We start from the raw sequence: 12,944 nt of genomic DNA, 5'->3' as shown, positions 1-12,944 counted from the left end.
TCTGACGCTTACCGCCGTCACAGCCTTCTTCGTCTACGTCTTCTGGGCGTGGAGCCAGATGTAAACGGAAACGACCATGACCTTCCGCACCCTCGACGACGCCAAGGACCTCGCCGGCAAGACGGCCCTGGTCCGCGTGGACTTCAACGTCCCGATGGATGGCGGCAAGGTCACGGACGACACCCGGCTGCGGGTCGCTGTGCCGACCATCCAGCGTCTGCGCGATGCGGGCGCCAAGGTGGTGCTGCTGGCCCACTTCGACCGCCCCAAGGGCCAGCGTGTGCCGTCCATGAGCCTGAAGCCGGTGGTCGAGCCGCTGGAAAACGTGCTGGGCGCGCCCGTCCGCTTCGCCGACGACTGCATCGGCGGCCCCGCCGTGGAGGCCATCCGCGATCTGGACGCGGGCGGCGTGCTGCTGCTGGAGAATGTGCGCTTCCATGCGGCGGAAGAGGCCAACGATCCGGTCTTCGCGCAGAAGCTGGCGGATCTGGGCGACCTCTATGTCAATGACGCCTTCTCGGCCGCCCACCGCGCCCACGCCTCGACCGAAGGTATCGGCCACCACATCCCCGCCTACGCCGGCGAATCGATGCGTCGCGAACTGGAGGCTCTGGATGCTGCGCTCGGCAAGCCGCAGAAGCCGGTCATCGGCATCGTCGGCGGCTCCAAGGTCTCGACCAAGCTGGACCTGTTGAAGAATCTGGTCGGCAAGCTGGACCGTCTGGCCATAGGGGGCGGCATGGCCAACACCTTCCTCTATGCGCAAGGCGTCGATATCGGCGGCTCGCTGGCCGAAAAGGACATGGCCGACACCGCGCGCGAGATCATGGCGGAGGCCGAGGCCAAGGGCTGCGAAATCCTGCTGCCCGTCGACGTGGTGGTCGCCGTCGAGGTCAAGCCCGGCGCCGAGGCCCGCACGGTCAAGACCGGCGAGACCCTGTCCGCCGACGACAAGATTCTGGACGCCGGGCCTGAGACCGTCGCCCGCCTGAACGCCGCCGTCGACGCCTCCAAGACCCTGATCTGGAACGGCCCGCTGGGCGTGTTCGAGGTTCCGCCCTTCGACGCCGCCACGGTCGCGGCCGCCCGACACGTCGCCGAGCGCGCCAGGTCGGGCGCCCTTGTCGCCGTCGCCGGCGGCGGCGACACGGTCGCGGCCCTGAACCACGCCGGAACGTCCGACGACATGACCTTCGTCTCCACCGCAGGCGGGGCCTTCCTGGAGTGGATGGAGGGCAAGGTTCTGCCGGGCGTCGAGGCCCTGCGCGCCTGAAGGCCGGAGTGCGGGCGCGTCCCGCCTGCATCCCTTCCCGAGAATTGGTCTTGAAACGGCTGTTACACGGCGTGACTTCGCCATGCCCTGCGGCTAATCTCCGCCCTAATCAAAAAAGACTATTCGGCTCAGGAGACTATCATCATGGCGCGCATCACGCTGCGACAGCTGCTCGATCATGCGGCGGAAAACGACTACGGCCTGCCGGCCTATAATATCAACAACATGGAGCAGGGCCTGGCGATCATGGAGGCGGCCCATGAGGTCAACGCCCCGGTCATCATCCAAGCCTCGCGCGGCGCCCGCAACTACGCCAACGACATCGTCCTGGCCAAGCTGATCGATGCTCTGGCCGAGCTTTATCCGCACATCCCGGTCTGCATGCACCAGGACCACGGCAACGGCCCCGCCACCTGCGCCACCGCCATCCAGTACGGCTTCACCAGCGTGATGATGGACGGCTCGCTGGAAGAGGACGCCAAGACCCCCGCCTCCTACGAGTACAATGTCGACGTCACCCGCCGCGTCACCGAAATGGCCCACGCCTGCGGCGTCTCGGTCGAGGGTGAGCTGGGCGTGCTGGGCTCGCTGGAAACCGGCATGGGCGAGGCCGAGGACGGTCACGGCTTCGAGGGCAAGCTGGATCATTCGCAACTGCTGACCGACCCGGATCAGGCCGTCGATTTCGTCGCCGCCACCAAGGTCGATGCGCTGGCCATCGCCATGGGCACGTCGCACGGCGCCTACAAGTTCACGCGCCAGCCGGACGGCGAAGTCCTGGCGATGAACGTGATCGAGGAAATCCACCGCCGCCTGCCCAACACCCACCTGGTGATGCACGGCTCCTCGTCGGTGCCGCAGGACCTGCAGGACATCATCAACGCCTATGGCGGCGAAATGCCCCAGACCTGGGGCGTGCCGGTGGAGGAGATCCAGCGCGGCATCAAGCACGGCGTGCGCAAGGTCAATATCGACACCGACAACCGCATGGCCATCACCGGCGCCATCCGGAAGGTCCTGGCCGAGAAGCCGGGCGAGTTCGATCCGCGCGCCTATCTCAAGCCCGCCAAGGAGGCGATGAAGAAGCTGTGCATGGAGCGCTACCTCCAGTTCGGCTGCGAGGGTCAGGCGTCCAAGATTCGTCCGCTCTCCACCGCCCAGATGGCCAAACGCTACGCCTCGGGCGATCTCGATCCGTCCTTCCGGGGCGCATCCGTGAAGGCGGCCTAAAAAAAGCCCCGGCGAAACCGGGGCTTTTTCTTTGCAGTGATCAGTTCACCGGTTGGACCACGATGACCGGCGGCGTGGTCTGAGTCGGCGGCGCGGCCGGGGTCGTCGGGGTCGCATTCAGATGGACAGTCGCCGGGGTGGTATAGGGCTGCGGGCCGCTGGTCGGCGCAGGCGTCGCCTCGACGGGGGCGACCTCGGCGGGACGTTCCGCCTGGGGCGCGGCGCGGCGCGGCGCGCGCTCGGAACGGGGAGCGGCCGGAGCGCGCGCTTCCTGTTGAGGCGTCGCCGTCGCCGGTTCGGCGGCCATCTCTGCAGCGGGAGCGGCCGGCGCGTTGGTGACAGCGCTCAGGGCGGCGGTCGCGGACTCCGTCTCAGGCGTGACGGTCTCGACCGACTGAACGGGCGCAGGGCCTTCTTCGCCACGCATCATCATGGCCGCAGCGCTGCCCAGCAGAACCACAGCGCCGATGGGCGCCAGGATCATCCAGGTCTTCACCGCCTTCTTCGACTTGGTCGGGCGGGCATAGCGGGGCACGAAGGCCGCAGGCTCGCTGCGGCTGTGGGCGCGGGCTTCGGTTTCGGCGTTGGCGTAGGTCATCGACATGGTTTGTCCTCCATAACGTCGGTCAACCAACCCGCCGTCAGGGATCGGCGTTCCGCCCCCGGCGCAAATGCCCCGAAGAAACACCGTTGCCGCCCCGAATGTGTCGGACCTCGCGGCGATTTCGGGGCCGGAAAGCTGGAATGCGGCGATAATTAGCAGACGACGGCTCTGGATTTCCGCTGCGTCAACGCGACAAATGGGGGACGAATGGGAGCGGACCTGCAGCTAAGACAGCCGCGCGATTGACCCGGCGGCCCCCATTCGCCATCACCAAAGACGGTGGCATACGCATTAGACTCGGGAGTTGCGGCGCGCATGGGCTTTGTAGCGAATATCCGTCGGGACGTCCGGTTCGCTCGCGGCCTGTTCCGCCTGCTCAAACGCATCAAGCCGATCGAGTTGGACAGCGACGTCCTGCTCTGCGACGACCTCGAAGAGGCGGTCGACAAGTTCGCGGACAATGTCGCCATCGAGGACGAGACCCGCAAGCTGACCTATCGCGAGCTGGACGCGATGGCCAACCGCTTCGGCAACTGGGCCAAGAGCCGGGGGCTGCGGCGCAGCGACACCATCGCCCTGATGATGACCAACCGGATCGAGTATCTGGCGGCCTGGATCGGCTTTTCGAAGGTCGGCATCCCGACGGCCCTGATCAACACCAATCTGAACGGTCAGGGCCTGGCCCACTGCCTGACAATCTCCAACGCCTTCCAGGTGGTCGCCGACCAGGACTGCTGGCGTCAGATCGAAGAGGCGCGGCCCCTGGTCGCCCACAATCTGATGCTGTGGGTCCTGGCCCTGCCCGAAGAGATGGAGACCGGCGACCGGCGCGGCCTCGACAAGCCGGTTCGCGGGGCCTCCTCGGTGCGGCCGGGCCGCACGGCGCGCGAGGGCCTGACCAACCGCGACACCGCCCTCTACATCTACACCTCCGGCACGACGGGTCTGCCCAAGGCGGCGCGCATCCCCCATTCGCGGGCGCGGACCTATATGCGGGCCTTCGCCGGCGCCACGCGCTCGACGCCTGCGGACCGGATATTCAACGTCCTGCCGCTGTATCATTCGACCGGCGGCCTGGTCGGGGTAGGGGCGGCCCTGCTGAATGGCGCGCGCCTGGTGCTGCGCAAGAAGTTCTCGGCCACCAACTTCTGGCCCGACGTGCGGTCGTCGGGCGCGACCATGTTCGTCTATATCGGCGAGCTGTGCCGCTATCTGGTCAACTGCCCGCCGAACGAGGACGAGACCAAGCATAAGCTGCGGCTGGCGTTCGGCAACGGTCTGCGCGCCGACGTCTGGCCAGACTTCCAGAAGCGGTTCCGCATCCCGGAAATCCTGGAATTCTACGGGTCGACCGAGGGCAATGTCTCGCTGTTCAACTTCGACGGCAAACAGGGCGCCATCGGCCGCGTGCCTGGTTATCTGAAGTCCCAGATCAATATTCGCCTGGTGCAGTTCGACGTCGAAACCGAACAGCCCGTGCGCGGGCCAGACGGCCTGTGCCGCCCGGTGCGGGTCGGCGAGGTGGGGGAAGCCATCGGCCTGATCGCCAACGACATCCGCCACGATTTCTCGGGCTATGCGGACAAGGCCGCTTCGCAGAAGAAGATCCTGACCGACGTGTTCAAGCGCGGGGACCGCTGGTTCCGCACCGGCGATCTGATGAAGCAGGACGCGGAAGGCTATTTCTACTTCGTGGACCGAATGGGCGACACCTTCCGCTGGAAGGGCGAGAACGTCTCCACCTCCGAGGTCGAGCAAGCCTTGGTGGAGGCGCCGGGCGTGGAGGAGGCCATCGTCTATGGCGTGCCGGTGCCGGGCCAGGACGGCAAGGCGGGCATGGCGGCTCTGGTGGTCGAGGGCAAGTTCGACGGCCAGGCCTTCTCCGACTATGTGGAGGCCAAGCTGCCTGCCTATGCCCAGCCGGTGTTCGTGCGCCTGATCAAGGCGGCCGAGACCACAGGGACGTTCAAATACCGCAAGGCGGACCTGGTCGCCGACGGCTTCGACCCGACCAGGACGGGAACCGCTCTCTATGTGCGTGGCGGCAAGACCGGCTATCAGAAGCTGACCCAGACCGCGCGCAAGGCGATCCTGAGCGGCGAAACCCGGCTTTAGGCGGCGGAGGCGGCGTTCGCGAAACGCCGTCTTAATGATTAATGGGGATGATCCCGGCCTCTCGCGTCAGGATCGTCCTTCCCCATGTTCCAGATCATCGGCATCGTGCTGCTGTTCGGCCTCGTCTTCGGCAGCTATGCGATCTCGGGCGGCAAGTTCGAAGTCATCATGCACGCCGCCCCGCACGAGCTGATGGCCATCGGCGGCGCGGGCATCGCCGCCTTCCTGATCTCCAACTCCCTGCCGGTGATCAAGAGTTCGATGGGCGGACTGGGCAAGACCTTCGCCGGACCCAAGTGGAAGAAACAGGACTACAAGGACCTTCTGTCCCTGCTGTTCCAGCTGACGAAGACGATGAAGTCCAAGGGCGTCGTGGCGCTGGAAAGCCACATCGAAAAGCCCAAGGAATCCACGATCTTCCAGAAATACCCCAAGGTGCTGAAGGACCATTTCGCCGTCGACTTCATCTGCGACACTCTGCGAATGATGACCATGAACCTGGAAGATCCGCACCAGGTCGAGGATGCGATGGAAAAGCAGCTGGAAAAGCACCATCACGAGCATCTGGAAGCCGCCCATGCGCTTCAAAACCTGGCCGACGGCCTGCCCGCCCTGGGCATCGTCGCGGCCGTGCTGGGCGTCATCAAGACCATGGGTTCGATCACCGAGCCGCCCGAGGTTCTGGGCGGCATGATCGGCGGCGCCCTGGTCGGCACCTTCATGGGCGTCTTTCTGGCCTATGGTCTGGTCGGCCCGTTCGCCGCCCGTCTGACCGCCATCATCAACGAGGAAGCGGCCTATTATAAGATCATCCAGTCAGTGCTGGTGGCCCACCTGCACGGCAACGCCGCCCAGATCTCGGTCGAGATCGGCCGGGGCGACATCCCGTCCGCCGCCCAGCCCTCGTTCGGCGAGATGGAAGAGGCCCTGAACAGCATCACCGCCGACTGATCCTGGCGCCGCTTGCCCCCGCCTTTCGGGCGGCGGTATCGTTCGCAGACCGTATCGGAGACCCCTCATGCGTATGCCCGCCCTGTTCGCCGCCGCCGCCGCCGTCCTGGCGCTGGCCGCCTGCCAGAAGAAGGCCGAGGATCACGCCGCCGCCAAGCCCGCCAGCGATGCGGTGGAGGCCGCCGGCGCCGCCGAGGACGCCGTCCTGACGCCGGAAGAGGCCGCCCACCAGGCCGCCCTGGTCGCCGACCAGACGGCCCAGAACGCCGGCGCCCTCGACAGCGCCGCTCCCGCAACGACCGCCCCGGACGGTGCGCCCACGCCCCAGGCGGGCGCCGCCCCGGCTTCACTTGCCGTCACGCCCGCGCCCGCCGCGCACTAATTCCGCCTTCGGACAAGCCACGGGGCCGCTCTCATGGGGCGGCCCTTTTTGCTGGACGCATGCTAGAGGTCGCCCATGACGACCGACGACGCCTCGCCCCACCTGATATGGACCGACGACGACGAGCCCCGCTCGGGTCGGTTCGGCGACGTCTATTTCTCGCGCGACGACGGCCTGGCGGAGACGCGGGCCGTCTTTCTCCAGGGGTGCGGCCTGCCCGAGGCCTGGACGGATCGCCAAGCCTTCACAGTCGCTGAACTGGGTTTCGGCACGGGGCTGAACATCGTCGCCCTGCTGGATCTGTGGCGCCGCACGCGGCCGGTCGGCGGACGGCTGCACGTCTTCTCCATCGAGGGCTTTCCCCTGACGGTGCAGGAGGCGGCGCGCGCCCTGGGCGCCTGGCCCGAACTGGCCGAGGCGGCCGCCCCGCTGATCGAGGCCTGGCCGGCGGGCACGCCCGGCTTTCACCGCATCGACCTGCCCATGTTCGACGCCGTGCTGGACCTAGCCGTCGGCGACGCCGCCTGGGCGCTGGCCCAATGGTCCGGACAGGCGGACGCCTGGTTCCTGGATGGCTTCTCCCCTGCCCTGAACCCCGGCATGTGGTCGGCCGAGGTGCTGGGCGGCGTCGCGGCCCGGTCGGCGCCCGGCGCGCGTCTGGCCACCTTCACCGTCGCCGGGGCGGTGCGGCGCGGCCTGGCCGAGCGGGGCTTCGTCGTGGACAAACGCCCCGGTCATGGGCGAAAGCGCGAACGGCTGGAGGCCCGGCTTCCCGGCGAAGCGCCCTCGTCGCCGGAACCGCGCGTGGCGGTGATCGGCGCGGGCGTCGCAGGCGCGGCGACGGTGCGCGCTCTGGCGGCGCTGGGGGGACGACCTGTGGTCTTCGAAGCGGAACGGCCGGGCGCGGGCGCATCCGGCTTTCCAGTCGGCCTGGCGACCCCCCGCCTCGACGTTGGCGACAAGGGCGTCGCCGCCCTTTACGCCCAGGCCCTGGAACGCGCCGGCGACCTTTATGACCAGACGCCCGGCGCCGTGATCGCGACAGGAGTTCTGCAGTTGGCGCAGGCGCCGCGCGACCTGGCTCGCTTTCCCAAGATCGCCGTCCAGCCTGTCTGGCCGGAGGGCGCAATGACCGTGGCGGACGCGGCCGCCGCTGAGGCCTGGTTGGGCGAGCCGGTGTCGGACGGCGGCTTGATGATGCGCGACGCCCGCGTGGTTCGTCCCGCCGCCGTGCTGGAGGCCTGGCTGGACGGCGCCGAACGACACGCCGGCCAGGTCGCCGATCTGAGGCGCGAAGGCGACGTCTGGCGACTGTTCGATGCACAAGGCCGCAGGCTGGCGGAGGCGGAGACAGTCGTTGTCGCCGCAGGCTGGGGGACAGCCTCGCTTCTGGACCAATTGTCCCTGTCGCCGGTGCGCGGCCAGGCGGACTGGGTGGAGGCGACCGCCGCGCCCGCTGTCGCCTGGGGCGGCTATGCGGCGCCGACAGCCGACGGCTTCCTATATGGGGCCACGCACCGACGCGGCGACACCTCCCTGGATGCGCGCGACGACGACAGCGCCGCCAATCTGGCGACCCTGGCCGCCCGGCTTCCGCGCCTTGCCGCGCGCGCCAAGGCGGGCGTTCGCAGCCGCAGAGCGGCCGTCCGCGCGACCACTGCGGACCGATTGCCGGTCGTCGGACGCGTCGCAGAGGGTCTTTATGTCCTCGGGGGTCTGGGTTCGCGCGGCTTCTGCATCGCGCCCCTTCTGGCCGAACACCTGGCGGCGACGATCCTGCGACGGCCGTCGCCCTTGCCTGTCGATCTGGCGGCGCGCGTGTCGCCGGATCGGTCGGCGATACGGCCCAAGCCGCTTGCGGAACCATCGTCGCAAGCTCAGGATTGAATCCCAGCACGCGAGAGGAGACATCGCCATGCGTTTCGCCCCGATCATCCTTGCCGGCGTCGTTCTGTCGACGGCCGCCTGCGCGCCGTCGACCCAGGGGGCGGGCGCGACGAGCGACCGCGCCGAAGCGGCCGCACGGTGTTTCCGTATCGACGACATCCGCAACTTCCGCGCCGCGAACATGACGGACCTCTATATGTCCGCACGTCGCGCGACAAGGTCTATCAGATCACGACGACGGGCGGCTGCTGGGACATGGACAATGCGCTCGCCCTGTCCATAACGCCCACCTTGGGCGGGTCGAGCAATGTCTGCCTCAACGACATGGTCAATGTCGTCGTGCCCGGCGGAATGCCTGGAAGCGGCCGGTGCAGGGGCACGGTGATGAAATCCCTCACCGCCGAAGAGATCGCCGCCCTGCCCAGTCGATCGCGTCCGTGAATATCCGAACGGCCGATTGAAATTCGGTCGGGCCAGGTATGAAATGACGACGCTCGCCTGGGGAGGACAATATGAGCGCAATCGTCAAATGCCTGATGGCCGGATTCGCCGGCCTGGCTGTCGCCACGCCGGCGGCGGCCGAAAGCTGGAGCCGTTTCTCCAGCAGCGACCGAACCGTCTATCTGGTCGACCTGGACGCTCTGACGCCGGTCGAGGGGGTGGTGACGACGCGTCTGGCGCGCGTTCCCGCCCAAGGTCCGGCGACAGACCTCAGCCGCGAGACCGAAGAGGTGATGGTGCGTTGCTCGGATGGCCAGTCGCGATCCGGCGCGAGCGTCACCTACGACGCCTCCGGCGCCGAAACGGACCGCTATTCCGAAGACACGCCGTGGGAGGCGACGCCGAACGGCGGCGTATATGGCGCCATCAAGTCGTTCGCCTGCGACAACATGAGGCCCGAAAGCAAGTCCTGGCCCACGATCCCGGCCTTCATCGAAGACGGGCGCGGGAAGTAGGCGTCGGCTTCCTTAACGGAACCGCAACGCTCTGAACGGGTTTCGGGATGAGGACGCATCAGGAGCCTCGACCCATGAAGATTCGCGACGTGATGACCAAGGACGTGCAACTGGCGCGTCCCGCCGACACGATTCAGGAGGTCGCCGCGCGAATGGCGCGAGGCGATTTCGGCTTCGTGCCGGTGGCCGACGGCGATCAACTGATCGGCACGATCACGGATCGCGATATCGCCGTGCGCGCCGTTGCGGCGGGCGCGGCCCCGACCGCGACCGTGCTGGAATACATCACCCGCGATCCGCACACCGTGTTGGACACCGACGACCTGAAGGTCGTGCTGGACCTGATGGGCGCGCGCCAGATTCGCCGCGCACCTGTGGTGGACAAACATGGCCGCGTGGTCGGCGTGGTGTCGCTGGGCGACCTGTCGACCCGGGTGAAGGAGCGGTACGCCGGCGAAGCGTTGGAAAGCATCTCGCGTTAACTGCGACCCGACACCGGACGTCAACGCAACCGTGGCCATTCTATCCCCCTGTCACAGGAGGACGGGATGGCGCGCGCGCAGTTCCAGAAGGGTCAGAAGGTCTGGGTCGAATGCGTCGGCGCCTGGGCCTTCATCGAACAGATTCAACCCGTCTGGGCCAAGGGTTTCGACGAACCGGTCCGCGTCACCTACGACGTCGGCCTGGGTCGTGAGTTCACGGCGAACGAACTGATGCTGGCCGCCGATGATCGGGCTTCCTCCGACGGGCTGGGCAATTGGCGGCTGCTTCGCGCCCACAACAAGTGGCAGCTGGCCGAAGACTGCCTGCACCACCCCTATCCCGGCACCTATCCCGTGGTCGTCACCGATACGGCGGACTGGGGCGGCTGGCGCGTCCCCGGCGCGGAATATGATCGAACGCCCGACCGTATCGAATACCAAGCCCGGCTGATCGCGGCTTCGCCGGCCTTGCTGAAGCTTGCTGAAGACCTGATCGGCCTGGTCGCGGAGGCCCCCGACGATGCGCCGCCCGCCATGCTGCAACTGGCGCGTCAGGCGCGCGAGACCCTGCAGTCGGTCAATCAGGTCCTGACCGCCGCGCCCGAAAAGCTTCCGTCCCCAGCCGCGGCGGCCTGAAGCTTGAGAAACCCTTAACGACGTCTCGACAGGAATCCGCGACGCAGCCTAGATTCCCCTAAAGGGTGATTTGGCGGGAGACGGCCTTGCAAGGCATGGAGCGGCGAACGAACAGGCCGGGGCGTCGCGCCTCCGACCGCGTCGCCGCTCACGCGTCCGGCACGCCCGCATGGATGAGGATCGCGGTGCTGGGCCTGGCGCTGGCTGCGACGGGCTATGTTCTGCTGGTGTCGCGCGAGGTCACGCGACCGACGCGCGATGTCCACAGGCTGGAGGCCGAAAACCAGATCCTGAGCACCCGACTGGCGGCCGAGCAGGTGGCCGCCCTGGCGCGCGCCGGGAACACTGACGCGAAACCCGAGATACGACTGGTTTCCGCCGCCGATGCAACGATGCGGGTCGTCTCCGCCCAAGGGGCGGTGCTGGCGTCCGACCGCTCCGACGAAGTCGGACGCGCCGTCGCCTCGTTGATCGGCGTCCAGGCCGCGGACCTGCCCGGTTTGACCACGCCCCGCGCCATCAGCTTGAACGGATCGCCGCGCACCGTCGTCGCCGTTCGCGCCGGAACGGACGGCCCCTATGTCGTCTCCGTCTCCGACGCCCCATTGACGGGCGTCGCCGCCTTGATGGACGAGGCCTGGGTGCTGATCGCGCCGATCCTTTTGGGACTGGGCGTCCTGGGGGTCTACCTGTTCCAGAGCCTGCGCCGGGCGCGCCAAAGCCGCGAGGAAGCCCAGTCCGAAAAGCGGTTCCGCATCGCCGTCGAGGCCGCTCGCTGCGGCGTTTGGGAATGGGATCTGGAGGAACGCGAAGTCACCCTGTCCGATTACATGGCGACCCTTATGGGCTTCGATCAGGGGGGCGTCGTGCCGGCCGACGCCGTTATCGAACGCATCCATCCCCGCTTCCGCGACGAGGTGAAGCACGCCCTGCGCCAGGCGGCGGTCTATGGCGCCTTCGACGTCACCTTCCCCGTGCCGGACGAGCAGGGCCGCCCCCGCTGGATCGATGCGCGAGGCCAGGCGCGCGGCCCCCGCGGCGAAGGCGGCTTTTCCGCCATCCTGGGCGTGGCCCTGGACATCACCGAGGCCCGCCGCGCCAGGGCCGCCGCCCAGGCCGCCGAAAGCCGCCTGCGCGACGGGGTGGAAAGCATCTCCGACGCCTTTGTCCTGTTCGACCGCCAGGGCCGGCTGATCCTGTGGAACCAGGCGTTCGAGGACGCCTTCGCCTTCCGCGCCGGCGTCGTCCGTCGGGGCGCCATGAAGGACGAGCTGAACCGCATCGCCGCGCTGGCCATCAAGGCGGAACACCCGGCGGCCGGGGGCCGCGCGGGCCTGCGCGAGGTGGAGTTGCACGACGGTCGCTGGCTCCAGCTGGCCGAACGCTTCACCTCCGAAGGCGGCTCGGTCGTCACCGCCGCCGACATCACCGCCATCAAACGCCAGGAGGCCGAACGTCGCCGCGCCGCCGACGACCTGCGCGTCACCGTGGCCCAGCTGGAGGCCAGCCAGGAGAAGCTGTCGCTGCTGGCCCGCAAATACGAGGTCGCCATGACCCGGGCCGAGGCCGCCAACCAGGCGAAGTCCGAGTTCCTGGCGAACATGAGCCACGAACTGCGCACCCCGCTGAACGCCATCAACGGCTTCTCCGAAATCATGGCCGGCGAGCTGTTCGGCCCGCTGAACGAGAAATACAAGGGCTACGCCGCCGACATCCTGAAGTCGGGCCAGCATCTGCTCAGCCTGATCAACGACATACTGGACATGGCCAAGATCGAGGCCGGCAAGATGACGCTGCATTATGAGCCGGTGTCGCTGAAGGAGGTGTGCGAGGACGCCGTGCGGCTGATGCGCGGCAAGGCGCAGGAGGCGGGCCTGACCATCGCCATCGAGGCGGTCGATCTGCCGCCCATCCAGGCCGACCATCGCGGGGTCAAGCAAGTCATGCTGAACCTGATCTCCAACGCGGTGAAGTTCACGCCGGAGGGGGGCCGCATCACCCTGTCGTTGACGCCGTTCCAGGGCGCGGCGGACGAGGACCGCATCCGCGTCGCCTGCGCCGACACCGGCATCGGCATCGCGCCCGAAGACCTGGTGCGCCTGGCCCGGCCGTTCGAACAGGTCGAGGGCCAGCATTCCAAGACCACCCAGGGAACAGGCCTGGGCCTGGCGCTGACCAAGTCCCTGATCGAGATGCACGGCGGCCAGCTGAGCATGGAAAGCCAGCCGGGCGTCGGCACGGTGGTCAGCTTCGACCTGCCGGTGAAACGGCCGGACCAGACGGTGCAACCGATCCGGGCGGCGTTCGCGGCTTAGGGCGGTTATCGCTCGAAACGAGTAGATTCCAGTTAATCGGATCATACAGGCGACAGTAGAAGACAAATCGTGCATTAATATTTGCTACGATATGCGAGCAAAGATTCAGCCCG

Annotated in this window: 12 protein-coding genes; 11 read left to right on the top strand and 1 reads right to left on the bottom strand. The window is 67.6% G+C overall.

The genetic code is table 11. The annotated features are described in order from the left end of the window. Window positions 1-76 precede the first annotated feature (76 nt). Together ACWPV3_RS06360 and fba are read left to right on the top strand one after the other, a co-directional pair. Window positions 77-1,273, top strand: a complete 1,197-nt coding sequence (locus ACWPV3_RS06360; RefSeq protein ID WP_453977263.1) for a phosphoglycerate kinase — start codon at window positions 77-79, stop codon at window positions 1,271-1,273. 144 nt (window positions 1,274-1,417) lie between these two features. After that, window positions 1,418-2,503 (top strand): class II fructose-bisphosphate aldolase, encoded by a 1,086-nt coding sequence (fba, locus tag ACWPV3_RS06355; protein WP_312733958.1) that lies wholly within the window; start codon window positions 1,418-1,420, stop codon window positions 2,501-2,503. A 40-nt stretch (window positions 2,504-2,543) separates the two neighbouring features. Here the strand turns inward: fba and ACWPV3_RS06350 are convergent, their stop codons facing one another. Then, a complete protein-coding gene (locus tag ACWPV3_RS06350; protein WP_453977262.1) occupies window positions 2,544-3,107 on the bottom strand; it encodes a hypothetical protein in 564 nt (187 codons plus the stop codon). A 315-nt stretch (window positions 3,108-3,422) separates the two neighbouring features. On the opposite strand from ACWPV3_RS06350, the gene ACWPV3_RS06345 reads away from it, so the two are divergent. From ACWPV3_RS06345 to ACWPV3_RS06305, 9 genes are all read left to right on the top strand, one after another. Then, window positions 3,423-5,222: a long-chain-acyl-CoA synthetase gene (locus ACWPV3_RS06345; protein WP_453977261.1), complete on the top strand. Its 1,800-nt coding sequence runs from the start codon at window positions 3,423-3,425 to the stop codon at window positions 5,220-5,222. 84 nt (window positions 5,223-5,306) lie between these two features. Beyond that, window positions 5,307-6,173 carry a flagellar motor stator protein MotA gene (gene motA, locus ACWPV3_RS06340; RefSeq protein WP_087120765.1) on the top strand — a complete coding sequence of 289 codons (867 nt, stop codon included), beginning with the start codon at window positions 5,307-5,309 and terminating at the stop codon, window positions 6,171-6,173. Between the two features lie 67 nt (window positions 6,174-6,240). Continuing rightward, window positions 6,241-6,555 (top strand): hypothetical protein, encoded by a 315-nt coding sequence (locus ACWPV3_RS06335; RefSeq protein ID WP_453977260.1) that lies wholly within the window; start codon window positions 6,241-6,243, stop codon window positions 6,553-6,555. 75 nt (window positions 6,556-6,630) lie between these two features. Next, the gene (mnmC, locus tag ACWPV3_RS06330) at window positions 6,631-8,442 is read left to right on the top strand and encodes an FAD-dependent 5-carboxymethylaminomethyl-2-thiouridine(34) oxidoreductase MnmC (RefSeq protein WP_453977259.1); all 1,812 of its coding nucleotides are present in this window, start codon (window positions 6,631-6,633) and stop codon (window positions 8,440-8,442) included. A 138-nt stretch (window positions 8,443-8,580) separates the two neighbouring features. Next, the gene (locus tag ACWPV3_RS06325) at window positions 8,581-8,883 is read left to right on the top strand and encodes a hypothetical protein (RefSeq protein ID WP_453977258.1); all 303 of its coding nucleotides are present in this window, start codon (window positions 8,581-8,583) and stop codon (window positions 8,881-8,883) included. Window positions 8,884-8,954: 71 nt separating this feature from the next. Beyond that, window positions 8,955-9,398, top strand: coding sequence for a hypothetical protein (locus ACWPV3_RS06320; RefSeq protein WP_453977257.1), 444 nt, complete (start codon window positions 8,955-8,957; stop codon window positions 9,396-9,398). Between the two features lie 74 nt (window positions 9,399-9,472). Beyond that, window positions 9,473-9,880, top strand: a complete 408-nt coding sequence (locus ACWPV3_RS06315; protein WP_292086284.1) for a CBS domain-containing protein — start codon at window positions 9,473-9,475, stop codon at window positions 9,878-9,880. Window positions 9,881-9,946: 66 nt separating this feature from the next. Continuing rightward, a complete protein-coding gene (locus tag ACWPV3_RS06310) occupies window positions 9,947-10,516 on the top strand; it encodes a hypothetical protein (RefSeq protein WP_453977256.1) in 570 nt (189 codons plus the stop codon). Window positions 10,517-10,611: 95 nt separating this feature from the next. Continuing rightward, entirely contained in the window at window positions 10,612-12,831 is a 2,220-nt protein-coding gene (locus ACWPV3_RS06305; RefSeq protein WP_453977254.1) for a PAS domain-containing sensor histidine kinase, read from the top strand. Window positions 12,832-12,944 lie beyond the last annotated feature (113 nt).

The sequence above is a fragment of the Brevundimonas sp. Marseille-Q4549 genome (genome assembly GCF_976940555.1).
This window is presented reverse-complemented; position numbering and strand designations above follow the sequence as displayed.

Bases quoted from the DNA above. Each gene is read 5' to 3' on its own strand.
- ACWPV3_RS06320 (WP_453977257.1), top strand. From the start codon at position 8,955: ATGAGCGCAATCGTCAAATGCCTGATGGCCGGATTCGCCGGCCTGGCT.
- ACWPV3_RS06310 (WP_453977256.1), top strand. From the start codon at position 9,947: ATGGCGCGCGCGCAGTTCCAGAAGGGTCAGAAGGTCTGGGTCGAATGC.
- ACWPV3_RS06315 (WP_292086284.1), top strand. From the start codon at position 9,473: ATGAAGATTCGCGACGTGATGACCAAGGACGTGCAACTGGCGCGTCCC.
- fba (WP_312733958.1), top strand. From the start codon at position 1,418: ATGGCGCGCATCACGCTGCGACAGCTGCTCGATCATGCGGCGGAAAAC.
- ACWPV3_RS06335 (WP_453977260.1), top strand. From the start codon at position 6,241: ATGCGTATGCCCGCCCTGTTCGCCGCCGCCGCCGCCGTCCTGGCGCTG.
- ACWPV3_RS06345 (WP_453977261.1), top strand. From the start codon at position 3,423: ATGGGCTTTGTAGCGAATATCCGTCGGGACGTCCGGTTCGCTCGCGGC.
- motA (WP_087120765.1), top strand. From the start codon at position 5,307: ATGTTCCAGATCATCGGCATCGTGCTGCTGTTCGGCCTCGTCTTCGGC.
- mnmC (WP_453977259.1), top strand. From the start codon at position 6,631: ATGACGACCGACGACGCCTCGCCCCACCTGATATGGACCGACGACGAC.
- ACWPV3_RS06305 (WP_453977254.1), top strand. From the start codon at position 10,612: ATGGAGCGGCGAACGAACAGGCCGGGGCGTCGCGCCTCCGACCGCGTC.
- ACWPV3_RS06360 (WP_453977263.1), top strand. From the start codon at position 77: ATGACCTTCCGCACCCTCGACGACGCCAAGGACCTCGCCGGCAAGACG.
- ACWPV3_RS06350 (WP_453977262.1), bottom strand. From the start codon at position 3,107: ATGTCGATGACCTACGCCAACGCCGAAACCGAAGCCCGCGCCCACAGC.